Annotated in this window: 12 protein-coding genes; 11 read left to right on the plus strand and 1 reads right to left on the minus strand. The window is 74.7% G+C overall.

The genetic code is table 11. The annotated features are described in order from the left end of the window. Positions 1 to 14: 14 nt before the first annotated feature. Positions 15 to 3,869 (minus strand): type VII secretion protein EccCa, encoded by a 3,855-nt coding sequence (gene eccCa, locus ACQPXD_RS12890; protein ID WP_432838018.1) that lies wholly within the window; start codon positions 3,867 to 3,869, stop codon positions 15 to 17. A 218-nt stretch (positions 3,870 to 4,087) separates the two neighbouring features. Here eccCa and eccD point away from each other — a divergent pair, with 218 nt between their 5' ends. From eccD to ACQPXD_RS12945, 11 genes are all read left to right on the plus strand, one after another. Then, on the plus strand, positions 4,088 to 5,482 hold the full coding sequence (gene eccD, locus ACQPXD_RS12895) for a type VII secretion integral membrane protein EccD (RefSeq protein WP_432838020.1): 1,395 nt from the start codon (positions 4,088 to 4,090) through the stop codon (positions 5,480 to 5,482). A gap of 5 nt (positions 5,483 to 5,487) precedes the next feature. Continuing rightward, complete coding sequence (gene eccB / locus ACQPXD_RS12900; protein WP_432838022.1) at positions 5,488 to 6,864, plus strand: type VII secretion protein EccB; 1,377 nt, start codon at positions 5,488 to 5,490, stop codon at positions 6,862 to 6,864. A gap of 60 nt (positions 6,865 to 6,924) precedes the next feature. Then, positions 6,925 to 7,230, plus strand: a complete 306-nt coding sequence (locus ACQPXD_RS12905) for a hypothetical protein (protein WP_432838024.1) — start codon at positions 6,925 to 6,927, stop codon at positions 7,228 to 7,230. A gap of 73 nt (positions 7,231 to 7,303) precedes the next feature. Beyond that, positions 7,304 to 7,600 (plus strand): hypothetical protein, encoded by a 297-nt coding sequence (locus ACQPXD_RS12910; RefSeq protein ID WP_432838026.1) that lies wholly within the window; start codon positions 7,304 to 7,306, stop codon positions 7,598 to 7,600. 8 nt (positions 7,601 to 7,608) lie between these two features. Beyond that, complete coding sequence (locus tag ACQPXD_RS12915) at positions 7,609 to 7,977, plus strand: hypothetical protein (RefSeq protein WP_432838028.1); 369 nt, start codon at positions 7,609 to 7,611, stop codon at positions 7,975 to 7,977. Positions 7,978 to 8,032: 55 nt separating this feature from the next. Continuing rightward, positions 8,033 to 10,273, plus strand: coding sequence for a hypothetical protein (locus tag ACQPXD_RS12920; protein WP_432838030.1), 2,241 nt, complete (start codon positions 8,033 to 8,035; stop codon positions 10,271 to 10,273). Between the two features lie 36 nt (positions 10,274 to 10,309). Continuing rightward, positions 10,310 to 10,462 (plus strand): hypothetical protein, encoded by a 153-nt coding sequence (locus ACQPXD_RS12925; RefSeq protein ID WP_432838032.1) that lies wholly within the window; start codon positions 10,310 to 10,312, stop codon positions 10,460 to 10,462. Positions 10,463 to 10,526: 64 nt separating this feature from the next. Continuing rightward, positions 10,527 to 12,902, plus strand: a complete 2,376-nt coding sequence (locus ACQPXD_RS12930; protein WP_432838034.1) for a hypothetical protein — start codon at positions 10,527 to 10,529, stop codon at positions 12,900 to 12,902. A gap of 112 nt (positions 12,903 to 13,014) precedes the next feature. Further along, positions 13,015 to 13,827, plus strand: a complete 813-nt coding sequence (locus ACQPXD_RS12935; protein WP_432838036.1) for an alpha/beta hydrolase — start codon at positions 13,015 to 13,017, stop codon at positions 13,825 to 13,827. A gap of 65 nt (positions 13,828 to 13,892) precedes the next feature. Then, a complete protein-coding gene (locus ACQPXD_RS12940; protein ID WP_432838038.1) occupies positions 13,893 to 14,747 on the plus strand; it encodes a LysR family transcriptional regulator in 855 nt (284 codons plus the stop codon). A 243-nt stretch (positions 14,748 to 14,990) separates the two neighbouring features. Then, complete coding sequence (locus ACQPXD_RS12945) at positions 14,991 to 15,326, plus strand: hypothetical protein (RefSeq protein ID WP_432838040.1); 336 nt, start codon at positions 14,991 to 14,993, stop codon at positions 15,324 to 15,326. Positions 15,327 to 15,329: the final 3 nt, after the last annotated feature.

Below are 15,329 nucleotides of genomic sequence, written 5' to 3' on the forward strand. Positions count from 1 at the left end.
CCGGGGCGGCCGGATCACGGGGCGGACCACGCCAGCTGTACCAGGTGGCTGCCGCGCCGCGTGCACACCAGCGCGCGGCCCGGCGGCAGGATGCGCGGCTTCGCCCCGCCCAGCAGCGGCCCCTCCTGGGGAGCGCACGACAGCGCGAACTCCGGACTGTTGGTCTCGGAGACCCGCCGAATGACCGGGTCCATCGCCGAGCGGATCACGTTGGCCGCGCTGCGGGCCACCACGAGATGGAAGCCGATGTCCGTGCCCTGAGCCAGCAGCGGTACCAACGGCGACAACGGACTGTCCATCCCGGACAGCAGCTCGTAGTCGTCCACCAGGACATACAGCCGCGGACCGCTCCACCAGTCGCGCCGGCGTAGCTGCTCGGGGCTCACGTCGCTGCCGGGCAGCCGGGGGGTGAGGCCCGCCACCGCGTCCGCGACCGTGTCCTTGGTGGACGTCAGGGACACCGAGTAGCCGAGCCGGTATTCGGCGGGTACGGCGTCGAAGAGTTCCCGCCGGTAGTCGACGATCATGATGCGGACCTCGGTGGGCGTGAACCGCGCCGTCAGCGACCGGGCGATGTGCCGCAGCAGGCTCGTCTTGCCGCTCTGGCTGTCCCCGAGCACGCTCAGATGGGGCGTCTCGGCGAAGTCGTGCCAGGCCGGCGCGAGCCCGTGCTCGCTCAGGCCGAGCGCGATGCGCAGGTCGCCCTCCGGCTCCGGCAGCTCGGCGGCCTCGACGGTCGCGGGCAACGTGCGCACCGCCGGCGCCGGCGCGCCCGGCCAGAACCGCGCGACCAGCCCGGCGAGCTGCCGACCGGCCTCCGCCAGGTCCGGGCCGTCGCCGTACCGCCCAAGGCGCGGCATCCCGGCGAGGAAGTGCAGCTTGCCGGTGGTGAGCCCGCGGCCCGGCACGTGCGGCACGGTGGCCGCGAGCCGCATGTCGACCACCGAGTCGACCGGGTCGCCGAGGCGTAGCTCCAGCCGGGTGCCGATCTGGTCGCGCATGCCGTGGTGCACCTCCGACCAGCGCGACGTGCTCAGCATCAGGTGGACCCCGAAATTGAGTCCCCGCGCGGCGACCTGCCGGATCGCGAGCTCCAGCGTCTCGAACTCCTGGCGCATGGTGAACCATCCGTCGACCACCAGGAACACGTCGCCGTAGGGGTCGTCGGGCACCTCGCCGGCGGACCACAGCCGCCGGTACTGCGGCATCGCGTCGACGCCCAGCTCGACGAACATGCGCTCGCGCCGCGTGATCAGGTCGGTGATCTCGGCCACGGTGCGGGCCACCCGGTCGGTGTCGAGCCGGGTGGTGACCCCGCCGACGTGCGGCAACGCGGCCAGGGCGGCGAGCGCGCCCCCGCCGAAGTCCAGGCAGTAAAACTGCACGTCCCGGGGCGAGTGCGTGAGCGCGAGTGCGAGGATGAGCGTGCGCAGCAGCGTGCTCTTGCCGCTCTGCGGGCCTCCCGCCACACCGACGTGCCCGCCGACCCCGCCCAGGTCGACGCTGAGCAGGTCCCGGGCCTGCTCGAACGGCCGGTCGACAAAGCCGATCGGCACGACCAGCTGCCCGCTTCCCGGCCAGCCCGCGGCCCGCAGCCCGCCGGGGCCGGGCGCCAGCGTCGGCAGCAGCTCGTCGAGCGACGGCGACGCACCGAGCGGCGGAAGCCACACCTGGTGCGCGGGCGGCCCCTGCCCGACCAGCTGCGACACCGCCAGCGCCAGCACCGTCGACTGCGGCACCGGCGCATCCTCGACCGGCTCCGGCGCCGGGCCGGACGCCTCCACCGGCACGTGGGCGAGCGTGAACGGCGCGACCCGAAGGTCCACAGTGGTCTGCTGCGCCTGCCGGCGGCGGCGCCGGTACGGGCCGGAGACGTAAGCCGCCTTGAACCGGATGAGCGTCGATACGTCCGTCCGCAGGTATCCGTTGCCGGGCGACGGCGGCAGCTCGTAGGCGTCGGGGACGCCGATCACGGCCCGCGACTCCATCGCCGAGAAGGTGCGCAGGCCGATGCGGTACGACAGGTGCGACTCCAGCTGGCCCAGCCGGCCGTCGTCGATGCGCTGGCTGGCCAGCAGCAGGTGCACGCCGAGCGAGCGGCCCAGCCGGCCGATCATGACGAACAGGTCGATGAAGTCCCGGTGCGCGGACAGCAGCTCGCTGAACTCGTCGACGACCACGACCAGCGTCGGCAGCGGGTCCAGCGGGGCCCCGTGCGCCCGCGCCTGTTCGTAGTCCAAAGTGGAAGCGAATCCGCCCACCGCGCGCAGCAGCTCCTGGCGCCGCACCAGCTCGCCGCGCAGCGCGTCGCCCATCCGGCCCACCAGGGCCGCCTCGCCGGCGAGGTTGGTGATCAGCGCCGACGTGTGCGGCAGCGCGTCCAGCCCGAGGAACGTCGCACCGCCCTTGAAGTCGACGAGGACGAAGTTCAGCGTCTCGGAGGAGTGGGTGAGGGCCAGCGCGGTCACCAGCGTGCGCAGCAGCTCGCTCTTGCCCGAGCCGGTCGCCCCGATCAGCAGGCCGTGCGGGCCCATGCCGCCCAGCGCCGACTCCTTGAGGTCCAGCTCGACCGGCGCGCCCGAGACGTCGATGCCGATCGGCACCCGCAGCCGCTCCGACTGGCCGCGGGGCAGCCAGGCCCGGGCCAGGTCGAGTTGCTCGATGTCGGCGATGCCCAGCAGGGACGGCAGGTCGAAGTTGGCGGTGAGGCGATCGGGCGCCGCCTCGGAAACCACCGTGAGCCGATAGGGCGACAGGATCCGGGCCAGCGCCGCGGCCCGCCCGACGGTGAGCGCGTCGGCGGTGGCGAGCCGGCTGCGTACGTCGTGGCCGACGTGGTCGCGGCGCACCATCACCAGGTCGGTGTCCTCCACCTCCAGCCGCAGCGCCGAGCGGTTCGCCGGGTCCACCGTGCCGTCCAGGTCGATCAGCAGGCAGTTGCGGTACCCCGTCGTCATCAGCCGCGCCGCGCCCGGCATCCGGCCGCCGTCGCGGATGATCACGACGAACGGCTCGTCGGGCGTCGGCGCGGACGACTTCTCGAACCGCGAACGGCCGGTGAAGCCTTCACCGAGCTGCTGCTCGACGGCCTCGATGCTGTCGCCCGCCAGCCGTACCGGCCCGGCACCGTCAAGGCGCTGCGGATGCTGCACGTGCGGCAGCCACTTGGCGAAATCCCACTCGGCGGCTCCTTCCCCGGCCACACACAGCGCGATGAGCACCTCCTCGGGCGCGTGCATGGTCGCGATCTGCGCGATCATCGCCCGAACGAGCGCCCGGACCCGCGCCGGCTCGCCCGACAGCGAGATCTGCGGGAACCCGCGCAGGTACAACGCCACCGGCTGGTCGGCCACGGTGGTGTACGCCCGGATGAACCGCCGCAGCGCCAGCGCCGACACGGGCTCCAGGTCCTCCACCGGCTTGGTCTGCATCGGCGCGATCCGCACGGCCATGCGCTGCTCGGCCGCGCCGATTCGGACCTCCAGGAAGTCCGGGTGGCTGGCCCGCCGCTCCCAGCGCCGCGGGGTCGACGCCACCACCCACAGCGCGCCCGGCGCGGGGTGCCGCCACGCGTTGGCCTCGCGGTGGCGCTCGACCTGGCCGCGGATGCGCCGGCGTTGCTGCGACAGGTGGCGCAGGTAGTCGCGGCGCTCGCCGCGCAGCCTGCGCTTGCGGTCGCCGCCGCCGAACGCCATCTGGCCGGCGAACATCGCGCCGGTCGCGACGACGGTCATGCCGGCCATGAGGTACGTGGTCGCGGTACCGCGGGCCGGGCCCACGAACATCAGCGTCATCACGCCGGACATGAGCGCCATCGGCAGATAGGTGAGCGCCGACCGCATGCCGCCGCCCTGCACCTGCGGCAGCACCGGCGGCTCCTGCAGGGACAGCTCGCCGCTGGGCAGTTCGGGTCCGGTGCGCCGCGCCGGGCGACGGAACGGGACGGTACTCAGGACGGTCCTCCTCGTGACCGGTGGCCGGCTCGCCCCGCCACCGGCTGCTTTACGCACGGCGCGCCGAACCGGCTCACCGACGCCGGAGAAAAATTGACGGTGAACCGAGCCGCGCCGACATGCGTAAGGGGGGCATGTCATCGCCGGTTGCGGGCTCCTGCCGCCTGGTCGTGCGCGGGCCGAGCCAGGTCCTGGAGGTGGCCGTGCCCGCACAGGCGCTGGTCGCCGACCTGCTGCCGGTGCTCCTGACGCATCTCGGTGACGATGTCGCGGAACAGGGCCTCGATCACGGCGGATGGTGCCTGCAGCGCCTCGGTGGCGAGCCGCTCGACGAGGACCGCAGCGTCGCCGAGCACGAGCTGCACGACGGTGAGACGGTGTACCTGCGCCCGGCCTCCGAACGGTTGCCGGCAGTCCACTTCGACGACCTGGTCGACGGGCTGGCCACCGGCCTGCGGTCCCGCGCGGGGCTCTGGACGCCGGGCCTGGTGAGCTGGACGGCGGCCGGTCTGCTGCTCTACACGGTGGCGCTGGGCCTGCTCGTGCTTGCGCTGCCCGGGTCGGCGGCGACCGGTGCGCTCGCCGCGGCCGGCTCCGCCGTGGAGTGTCTGGTCCTCGCCCTGGTGGTCGCGCGGTCGGCCGACCCGCAGCGGCTGCTGTTCATCACCGGCGCGGGCGCGATCGCCTTCGCGGCGCTGGCCGGCTTCCGCGCCCCGGAGGCGACCGGCGCCCCGCCGCCCGGCCCGGTCCACGCGATCGACCTGCTGTGCGCCGCGGCTGCGGCGCTGGTCTGCGCCGCGCTCGTCGCCGCCGCCCAGGGCGGCGTGTCACCGCCGCTCGTCGCGGCCATGAGCGCGTCCGCCCTGACCGCCGGCGGCGCCGCGCTGACCGTGTTCACGACGCTCACCGTGGCGCAGGCGGCCGCGATCGTCGCCGTCGCGTCGACCGTGCTGGCCGAGGCCGTGCCACTGCTCGCGTTCCGCATGACCGGCCTGCGGCTCGTGCCGCTGCCGACCGGCGCCGAGGAACTGCAGCGCGACATCGATCCGGAGCCGGGCGACACGGTGCTGGCCGACGCGGCCCGCGTCGACCGGTACATGACCGCGCTCTCCGTCGGCGGCGCCGCGGTGAGCATCGTCGCGCTGGTGCTGACCGCGGGCGGCCCCGGCTGGGCGCCCGCCGTGCTGGTGGTGCTCGTCGCCTCAACCCGGCTGCTGTCCGCCCGCGCGATGACCAGCGCCTGGCACCGGCTGGCCGTCGCGGTACCCGCGTTTGCCGGTCTGACCGTCGTCGCGCTCGCCGCGGCCGCGGACGCGCCGCCGGCGGCGCGGGCCGGCGTTGTCGTGGTGGCCTTCCCGCTGGCCGCCATGCAGCTGCTGCGGCTGTCCCGCAGTGACCCGCAGCGCCGCGCGATGCCGCACTGGGGGCGCGCCGGCGACCTGCTGCAGTCGGCCACGATGATCGCGGTGTTCCCCGTCCTGCTCGCCGTGCTGGGCGTCTACGGCGACATGCTGGCGATCGGGGGCTGAGCGCCGTGCAGTCGCGCCGGGACCAGGTCGAGGCCTACTCGTACACGACGGGCCGGCTCAACGCCGCGCTCGTGTGCGGCGAGCCCGACACCGGCGAGCGCCCGCACCAGCGCGTCGTCGTGAGCGTCACGGCGAGCGTGCTCCTCGGGCTGCTCATCGCGGCCGGCTTCCTCATCTACGGCTTCGTCGTCCCCGGCGCGTCGACCGGCTGGCGCACCCCGGGCACGCTGGTGGTGGAGAAGGAGACCGGGGCCCGCTACCTGTTCGACGGCGTCGCGCTGCGGCCGGTGCTCAACTACACGTCCGCGCGGCTCGCCCTCGGCAAGGCACCCACGATCGCCTACGTGTCCGCGTCGGCCCTGCGCGGGCTGCCCGTCGGCGGTCCCGTGGGCATCGCCGGCGCGCCCGAGTCGCTGCCGGCTTCGGCCGCCGGCGACTACTGGACGGTGTGCGCACCGCCGGCCGGCGGAAAGTCCACGGTGGACACGACGCTGTCGATCGCGGCGCTTCCCGACCCGGCCGGGACGACCCCGCTGTCCGGCGACCGCGCGGTGCTTGTCAGCGCGAAGGACGGCACGCGGCACCTGATCTGGCGCGGGCGGCGGCACCGGATCGCCACGGACTGGGTGGCGCGGGTGCTCGGCTACGACGGCGACAGCCAGCCGGTCAGCGACACCTGGCTCGGGCTGGTTCCGCCCGGATCCGACCTGGCCGCGCCGTCGATCGCGGGCCTGGGCGAACCGGGGCCGCAGGTCGACGGCAAGCCCACCCGGATCGGCGAGATATTCGCCGCCCCGGCGGCCGGCGGTTCCCGTTTCTACGTGCTGCAACGCGACGGCCTCAGCCCGCTGAGCGACACCGCCTACCCGATCGTGGCGGGCGATCCGGCGGCAGCGGCGGCCCGGGGCGGCGGCACCGGACCCGTCGAGCTGAGCCCCGCCGCCAAGGTGAGCCTGCCCGTTTCCGCGGCGAGGGTACTGCCCGACGACCTCCCGCCGGTGCCGCCGATGATCGCGAACCCCGGCGCCGGGCAGGCGTGGTGCGTGCGGACGGCCGTGACGACCGGCCGGGCCGACATCGTCGCCGCCGCGCCCCCGCCCGTCGGCTCGCCCCAGCCCGGCGGCAACGCCGTCCTGCGCACATCCCGCACCGTGGCCGGGGTCTCCGTGGCGGCGGGCGCCGGCGGCCTGGTGTCGCCCGACGGCACCGGCACGGCCTACTCTGCCATCAGCGACGCGGGTGTGCGCTACCCGCTCGCCTCCCGGGATGTCCTGACCGCGCTGGGCTACACCCCGTCGTCCGCGCTGGTCGTGCCGCCTGCCCTGCTGGAGTTGCTGCCCGTCGGGCCGCTGCTCGACCCCGCGCGGGCCGCGGCGGGGTGAACCGCAAGCGACCGGCCGGTGGGGCCGGTTGGCAGTCAACGTCAGACGTGAGGAGCGGCAATGGCACAACAGATCCAAGTCGACGAGGCGAGTACCGCCGGTCTGCTCAACGCCTTCAACACGGCGATGGGCGACCAGCAGAGCGCCCATCAGGCCGCGAACGGCGCGCACTCCGAGCTGATGGGCGCCTGGCGCGCGAACTCCGCCACCATCTTCGGCGTGAACATGACCGAGTGGATGGCGGGCCTCAGCGAGGTCACCGCCGGGCTCGAGATGATCAGCGGGCAGATGAAGGGGTTCGCCCAGGACACCGACAACACCGAGGGCCAGAACCGGGCCGGCGCCGCCGGCAGTTGGGCGCTGTGACCCTCCCGAGCAATCCCACTCCGGCGCGTCCGGGCCGTCCGGATGCCGCTGCCGATCGAACGGTAGGTCAAGCATGGCAACGTACATGATGAATCCGGACGGCGCCTCCGACGTGGCGACGTCCCTGAAGGCGATCACCGAGCGGCTCGGCGAGTCGCTGCAGGCCCTCGGCTCTCAGGTGTCGGCCTTCAACCAGGCCAACGCCGGTAACGCCATCCAGAGCTACGACGAGGCGCATGCCACGTGGACCCGGGGGTACCTGCGGATGCACGCGGCGATCCAGAACGCCACCCCGATCCTCACCGGGATCGTGGACCGCACGGTCGCGACCGATCTGAGCGGTGCCCAACGGTTCGCGTCCCTGGCGTAGGCGCCGCGATGCCCGAGAAGATCGTGGTCGACGACCAGTTCCTCGACCAGTGCATGAACGTCATGACCGCGGTCGCGGCCCAGGTCCCGGGCGTGATCAGCGGATCGGGCGCGGGCGGCGGGTCGGTGGCGATGCCGCTCACCGCCTGCGACGTGACCGCCGGCGCGCCGTCCTTCAAGCCCGGCGCCGAGCTCAAGACCATGGTGAGCACCCGGGGCGCCGACGTCGGCAAGCGGCTCGTCGACCTCGCGCACACCCTGGAGGCGCGGGTCAACGGCGTGAAGAACTACCTGACGGACACCAACTCGACGGAGTCGCTCAACCAGGTCTCCGCGTCCGAGTTCACGCCGTACATGCAGACGTCCGGCGGCATGTGAACACCCGGCGGCGGCCGGACACCGGCCGCCGCCGGCCCATCGGTGAGGTGAGGGGGTGAGTGCGATGACCCAGCCGGCCGCGGCGCCCGGCACCCCGGGCTCCTGGAACTGGGAACAGACCATGCAGCAGGTGCTCGGTGCCGCCGCCATGGACCGCAATCAGGTCGCCGGGTCCGGCGCGCGCTGGTTCAGCTTCATCAAGCGGGACTCGTCGCCGGGCAGCGACGACCCGTGGAACGCGTCCACCCCCAACAAGAACCCCGGCAAGAACACGATCACCATCTACCGCAAGACGCCCGACGGCGACGGATACAACTTCCTGCTGGTGAAGGCCGTCGTGTCGTTCTACGAGGGCGACGAGGGCTCCCGGCCCTCGGACCACTGGCACGACTTCGAGAACAACACGATGGCGGTCACCGCCCCGTTCCCCGGCGTCAACCCGATCATCGACTACACGACGCTCGAGGCCGCGGCGGCCACGCTGCGCGCCGCCCGGCAGTGGATCGAGGCCAACGCGGCCACGGTCATGCAGGGCCTGGCCGAGCAGGTCGACACCGGATCGTCCGGCTTCGAGGGCTCGGCCGCCGACGCCTTCCACAACGCCGTGCGCAACCTGCAGCTGGACTTCACCACCCTGTCGGCCGACATGAACTTCTCCACGTCCTGGGCCGACCAGCTCGACGAGAGTGCGCGGCAGATCCGTGCCTTCGGGGAGACGGTGAACTCCGCCTGGCACGCCTACTACGACCCGCCCGACATCGATCCCGCCCAGATGATCCTCAGCGTCGCCACGCAGATCGAGCAGCAGGTCGACGCGCTCGACGCGACGCTGGGCGCCGGCAACGCCGTGGCGGCCGGCGACTCGTGGCCGATGAGCATCACCATCGGCGGCGAGACGCGCACCTTCGACTTCGCCCAGGCGGCCGGCTGGGACGGGCTCGACGCCTTCGTCAAGGGCCACTGGCTCAACGCGGTGACCCGGCTCGACGAGGCGGTGCGGCCCGCGGTCGCCAGCCTCGTCAACGCGTTCCAGGCCGCCACAGCCGCGATGGCGCTGGGCGTTTCCACCCCGCAGGAGATTCCGTTCACAACGCCCGGTGCCGCCGGCGCCGGCGGTCTCGATGGGCTCGGTGGCGGCGCGGGCGGTGGCCTGGACGGGCTCGGTGGCGGCGCGGGCGGTGGCCTGGACGGGCTCGGTGGCGGCGCGGGCGGTGGCCTGGACGGGCTCGGTGGCGGCGCGGGCGGTGGCCTGGACGGGCTTGGCGGTGGTGCGGGTGGTGGTCTCGATGGGCTCGGTGGTGGTGGTGCGGGTGGTGGTCTGGACGGGCTCGGTGGTGGTGGTGCGGGTGGTGGTCTGGACGGGCTCGGTGGCGGTGGTGCGGGCGGTGGTCTGGGCGGGCTGGGTGGTGGCGGCGCGGGCGGTGGTCTCGATGGGCTCGGTGGCGGCGGTGCCGGTGGTGCCGGTGGCGGGCTGGACGGGCTCGGCGGTGGTGCGGGTGGTGGCCTGGGCGGGTTCGGCGGTGGTGCGGGTGGTGGCCTGGGCGGGCTCGGCGCCGACGGCGGCGGTGGTGACGCGGGCGGCGGGTTCGGCGGATTCGGCGGCCTCGGGCCGATCGGGGGGCTCCCGGGCGGCGGCACGGCCTCGGGCGGCACGATCGGCCGCGGCACCGGCGCGCCGGGCGGGGCCGGTTCCGGGCTAGGCGGCCTGCTCGACCCCGGCGGGGCCGGATCCGGCGGCACGTTCGATCCCGGCGAGGAGCCTCTCACGCCGAAGCCGATCGGCGCCGCGGGCGGCGGACTGCTGTCCCCCTCGACGGGGCTGCCCTCCGGGGGGTCCTCGTCGGGCGCGGGCCTCGGCGCGCTCGGCCCGGGCGGCGTCCGGGCCGGCGGAGCCTCGGGCGTCGACAGCGCCCCGATGGGCAGCGGCGTCACGATGGGCCGGATCGGACCGTCCGGCGCGGCGGGGACGCCCGGCGGGGCCGCCGACGGCGCCGCGCTGAGATACCCCATCGCCGCGGCCGCCGAGGAGAAGGCCGCGACGGGCGGTTACCCGCCGTTCATGCCGCCGATGGGCGGCGCCATGGGCGGGGCCAAGGAACGAGAGCAGGAGCGCACGACGTGGCTGCAGGAGGACGAGGAGGTCTGGGGCACCGACCCGGACGCGGTGCCGGCGGTGATCGGCCGGGAGCCGCTGGACGGCCTTGACGTCGAGGGCGACCCGCGCTGGTACCGGGACCGCAGGGCACCGGCCCGGACCGACCAGGGCGGCGACCGCAACCGGCAGCGGCCGCGCTAGCGGCCCGCGACGCGAGAACGAGAGAGCGAGACACCGATGGCTGAATGGTTGTACGCGGACTCGGACCTGCTGAAGTCAACGGCGTTCCAGCCGTTCCAGGAGGCGCTGACGGCCGCCTACCGGCATTACCGCACCGGCGCGGACGCGGCCGTGCCGGTGGTGCAGGACCCGCGGCGATCGTGGAACTGATGGCGGAGTTCGCGGTGGACCGGGTCACGGCTCGGGGCTATGCCGTGGAGCTGGTGAAGCCGCGGTGAACCGGCCCGTGGTGCTGGACGCGGGTCCGCGCGGGAGCGAGCGTGACGCGGATGCCGTCCGCGCGGCCCGGGCCCGTCCGGTGGCCGGGCTGTTCGAGCTGGCGGTGGTGACCGCGCCCGACGGCGGGTTCGCCGCTGCGGGCGAGCCCGGGCGGTCGCTGAGCGCGACCGAGCTGGCCGCGATGGTGCGCGCCGGGGGCGGCGCGGCGCAGGACGTGCGGGTGCCGGCGGTGGCCGGCGAGCAGAACCTGCCGACGCTGACGGCCCTGGCCCGCGAGCTGGGCCGCGATGTGCTGGTCGGCCCGGCCGGCAGCGAGCTGCGCGCTGTCCCGGGCGCGGACGGCGACGATCCGGCGCTCGTCGATCCCGCGACGGGGCTGCCGGTCGACTGGATCGCGGTGCAGCCGTCGGGCGCCGTCGGCGCCGCGCCGACCTGGTTCCGGCTGGCCGGCGGGACGGTCCGGGCGCGCACCGGGGCGGTGGTGCTGCCGATGCCCGGCGGCGGGATCTCGTTCGCGACCCGGCCGGACTTCGTCACCCGGCGCGCGGCCGCCGCCGCGCTGGGTGCGGGGCCGGCCGGTGTCACGACGGTCGCCGTGGGCACCGAGGCTGGCGACTTCGTCGTGGGCGACTACGACGGCCGCGACCATCGCTGCGACGGCCGGGCGCTGGCGGCGGCGCTCGGCGAGCTCCCGCTCTACGGGACCGACCTGCGGGTGTGGCTCGACTGGCCCGGCGGCCCGCGCATGCGCCGGCGGCTGCGGCGCAACCTGACCGAGCTGGCCGAGGCGACCGGAGCCTCGGTCTGGGCGCCGGCCGAGGGAGGCCGGGTCACGGTGCTGCACGGCTGCCGGGACCTCGGCGTCGTCGACCCGGACGGCCGCCCCGGCCGATGGGAGCGGTTCGGCCCCACCCCGGCCGGCGGCGACGCCCCCGGCGGTGGCGGGGACGCCGCGGACGGCGGGCTCGAATCTGACGAGGACGGCCGGCTCGTGCCGGCCGGGGGCGTCGTGGTGACCAGCTATCCGGGCGTCGAGCTCGTCAGCGTCCCGCCGTGGCGGGAGCGGGAGTTCGCCCAGCGGCGGGAGGCGCCCGAGCGGGCGCCCGAGGGCGGGTTCCGGGCCGACCTCGGCGTGCTCGCCGACGGCCGGCTGGCGCTGCTCTACCACGACGGTTCACTCGTGGCGGCCGGGGGCCGGCAGCTCGCGCTGCTGCTGCGCCGGGCCGGCTGGCGCGGTGGCGAGCTGACCCTGGTGTCGGGCGTCGCCCCGGAGCGGCTGGCCGGCGCGCGGGAGCACGCCGCGCGCCTGGCCGAGGAGCTGGACTGCGCCGTCGTGCTGAGCCCCGTGCCGGCCGTGGCGGGCGACGACGTGGCCCGGGCGCTCGGGGCGGGCCGCCCGGCGGCGCGGCCGCGGCGGGGCGACGCCGCGCAGTCCGCCGCGGGCCGGCGGGGCGACGCCGCGGAGGCCGGCGAGGAGCCGCCGGTGCGGCTGCCGCTGTCCCGGTTCATCGACGGGCCGCGGCTCGGGCCGGCGGCCCGCAACGCGCCGCCGCCGGGCGTGCCGTGGCTGCCGGCCCAGCTGCAGATCAACGCCGAGGACTGCGAGCTGTTCGTCGAGTGCGCGACCGAGCCGGACCGGGCCGTCGCCGACGGGGTACCGTCGCCGCACCTGTTCCTCATCGCCCACCTCGACGGCGAGCGGCTGGCCGCCCGGACCGCCACGGCCCATCTCCTGCGGCTGCGCGTGCCCGCGGGCGCCGCGGTCGACGCGATGGCCTCCGACGCGGTCCCGCCCAGGGCGCTCGCGGCCGCGCTGCGCGAGCCCGACGCCTACCTGCTGCCGGCTGGCTGGCTCGACCGGTGCCGCGTCCTGGCCGGCTACCGGGCCGGCCCGGACGGCCGGCTGCTCGACGAGCGGACCTTCGACGCCGCCCCGGTCGTCATCCGCAGCCTCGGCGCGCGGCACGGCGTGCCGGGGCTGCCGGACGACGTCAAAGGCTGGCCGCACGGGCGGATGCGCCGGCGGGTGACACGGTACGTCGCCGTCCGCCCCGGCGCGCCGGACGGCCTCGGCGCCTGGCAGCCGCTGCACCACCGCCGCCCGGATCCCGCGCCCGGGCTCAGGGTGCTGGCCGTCCGGGTGGAGCGCGGCCGCGCGATCGACGTCGCCGCCACGCTCGGCGCGCTGCACGGGCTCGCCACGGTCCGCACCCGCCTGCCGCAGCTGATCGCCGACGGCGTCCGGCACCTGCTGCCGGCCGCCTCCTACCGATCGGCGGTCGTCGAGCACGAGTATCGCCACGACGGCGGCCGATGGCACCACAAACGGCCCGCGGGCGGGCTGACGCTGGACCGGTGGTCGCCGACGTGATGCGGCCATGCCCGGGCGACATGGAGACGGCGCGGATCGGCATTGGCGGGCGGGGCACCGGCGCGACGACGATCGACACGTCATGTTCGTGTCGAAAGGAAACCACGCACTCATGAGGAAACTGACCCGGCTCTGGGCGGTGGCGGTCGCCGCGGCCACGGCGACGGCGGTCCTCGGCGGTGGCGCCGTCTACGCGTCCGTCGCGCAGGGCCACCCGGCCGCCCGCCCGAAGCCGACCGTCGTGCTCGTGCACGGCGCCTTCGCCGACTCGTCCAGCTGGAGCGGCGAGATTCCCGCGCTGCGCAAGGCCGGCTACCCGGTCGTCGCGGTCGCGAACCCGCTGCGCGGCCTGCCGTCCGACAGCGCCTACCTGAGCAGCATCCTGGCCACGATCCAGGGCCCGATCGTGGTGGTCGGGCACTCGTACGCCGGGATGGTCATCAGCCAGGCCGCGGCGACCGCGCCGAACGTCAAGGCGCTGGTCTACGTGGCCGCGTTCATCCCGCAGGTCGGGGAGAGCGCCGGCGCGCTCAACACGAAGTTCCCCGGCTCGCAGCTGGTCGACGACAACTTCGTCGTCCGCGACGGGCCGCTGGGCACCGACATCTACCTCAAGCAGGACCGCTACGGCGAGGTCTACGCCGGCGGCCTGTCCGCGGCGGACATCCAGGTCGCCTCGGTCACCCAGCGGCCGATCACCGTCGCCGCGCTGACCGACCCGGCCACGGCCGCGGCCCCGGCGGCGACGCCCAAGTGGATGGTCGTCGCGCTCGACGACAACGCCGTGCCGACGCAGCTGCAGTTCTTCATGGCCAAGCGGGCCGGGGCGCGGATCACCACGGTGCACTCGGGGCACGACGTCCCGGCCACCAGCGCCCGCACCGTCGACCGGGTGATCCTCGAGGCGGCCTCCACCGTCCACTGAGGACGATGAGAGCGCTGAGGACGCAGCAACCCGCCGGAAGGCGGCCCGCTGGTAGCATTCGCGCCATGGATCTGGACCTTCGGCGACTGCGATACTTCGTCACGGTCGCCGACGAGCTCAGCTTCGTGCGGGCCGCCGACCGGCTGCACATGACGCAGCCGGCGCTGAGCCGTCAGATCCGCACGCTGGAGGACGAGATCGGCGTCGTCCTGTTCGACCGCGGCCCGGTGGGTACTGTCCTGACAAGGGCCGGCGCGCAGTTGCTGGAGGACGCCCGCCCGATGCTCGAGGGCGCCACCGAGCTGCTGCGCCGGGCCCGGCTCGCGGCCCGGCCCGACCGCCACTTCACCGTCGGGTTCATGCCCGGCGTGATCGTCACGCCGATCGTGCGGCGCTTCAAAGCGCTGGCCCCCGACATCGTCGTGGGCGTGCTGCACACGTCGATCACCGACCAGGTGGACTACCTGCTCGACGGCCGGGTCGACGTGTGCTTCGTGCGGCTGCCGATCCCGACCAACTCCATCGAGGTCGTGCCGCTGTTCCCCGAGCCCCGGGTCGCCGCCCTGGCCGCCGACCACCCGCTCGCCGAGGCCGATGTGCTCGACATCGAGGTGCTGGCGAAGTACCCACTCCTGCAGGACCCGCGGGACGTGCCGGAGTGGCGCGGCGATCCCCGCGACGCGGCCGGCTATCCGGTCGGGGGCGTCGAGGAGAGCCTCGAGGCGGTCGCGTCGGGCCATGGCTTCATCGTGCTCGCGGCCGGCATCGCCGGCTTCTACCGCCGCCCCGACATCCGCTACATCCCGCTCACCGGCGTGGCGCCCCGCATGGTCGCCCTGGCCTACGGCAAGCAGCGGGCCATGCCGGCCGTCGAGGCCTTCGCCCGCATCTCCCGCGAGGAGCTCGCCCCCGCGTCCTGACGGGCGCGGGCGCTTGAATAGGCCGGGCACCGCTTGCTCGACGTCCTCGGCCAGGCCGGTTGGATGCACGAGTGAGCGTACCGGCTCACCGGCGGGGAACTGGCGGTGAACCGCCCCGCGCCGACGTGCGTAAGGAGGGCATGGCACTGCCGGCTGCGGGCTCCTGCCGCCTCGTCGTGCGAGCCAGGTCGTCGAGATCGTCATGGAGATCGAGGCCAACCCGGAACGAGGAGTGACGCTTAAATGCCCGAATGGTTGTACGCGGACTCTGACCTGCTGCGGTCGACGGCTCTGCAGCCCTTCCAGGACGCGCTGTCGACGGCGCATGAACACTACACCTCGGGTGCAGACGCGGTGATGCCGGTGGTGCAAGGCCCGCGTTGCGCGGTTGACGAGTACGCGTTGCAGTACACCAACATGGTCCACGATTGGGTGGGGGCGATCCTGACCGGTCTCCGTGACCTCCCCGACTCGGATGGCGCAAAGGTCGACGAGTTCGGCGCGGACGTCGAGTCCACCGAGGCGCTCAACGGCGAAGACGCCAGGAGCTGGGACGTCGGCCGCGTCACCGGGGCCTGAGTC

The organism is Dactylosporangium sp. CA-092794 (genome assembly GCF_050948465.1).
GTDB lineage: Bacteria > Actinomycetota > Actinomycetes > Mycobacteriales > Micromonosporaceae > Dactylosporangium.

Coding starts and splice junctions, on each gene's coding strand:
- eccD (WP_432838020.1), top strand. CDS start 4,088: ATGTCATCGCCGGTTGCGGGCTCCTGCCGCCTGGTCGTGCGCGGGCCG.
- ACQPXD_RS12935 (WP_432838036.1), top strand. CDS start 13,015: ATGAGGAAACTGACCCGGCTCTGGGCGGTGGCGGTCGCCGCGGCCACG.
- ACQPXD_RS12940 (WP_432838038.1), top strand. CDS start 13,893: ATGGATCTGGACCTTCGGCGACTGCGATACTTCGTCACGGTCGCCGAC.
- ACQPXD_RS12925 (WP_432838032.1), top strand. CDS start 10,310: ATGGCTGAATGGTTGTACGCGGACTCGGACCTGCTGAAGTCAACGGCG.
- ACQPXD_RS12945 (WP_432838040.1), top strand. CDS start 14,991: ATGCCCGAATGGTTGTACGCGGACTCTGACCTGCTGCGGTCGACGGCT.
- ACQPXD_RS12905 (WP_432838024.1), top strand. CDS start 6,925: ATGGCACAACAGATCCAAGTCGACGAGGCGAGTACCGCCGGTCTGCTC.
- ACQPXD_RS12915 (WP_432838028.1), top strand. CDS start 7,609: ATGCCCGAGAAGATCGTGGTCGACGACCAGTTCCTCGACCAGTGCATG.
- ACQPXD_RS12910 (WP_432838026.1), top strand. CDS start 7,304: ATGGCAACGTACATGATGAATCCGGACGGCGCCTCCGACGTGGCGACG.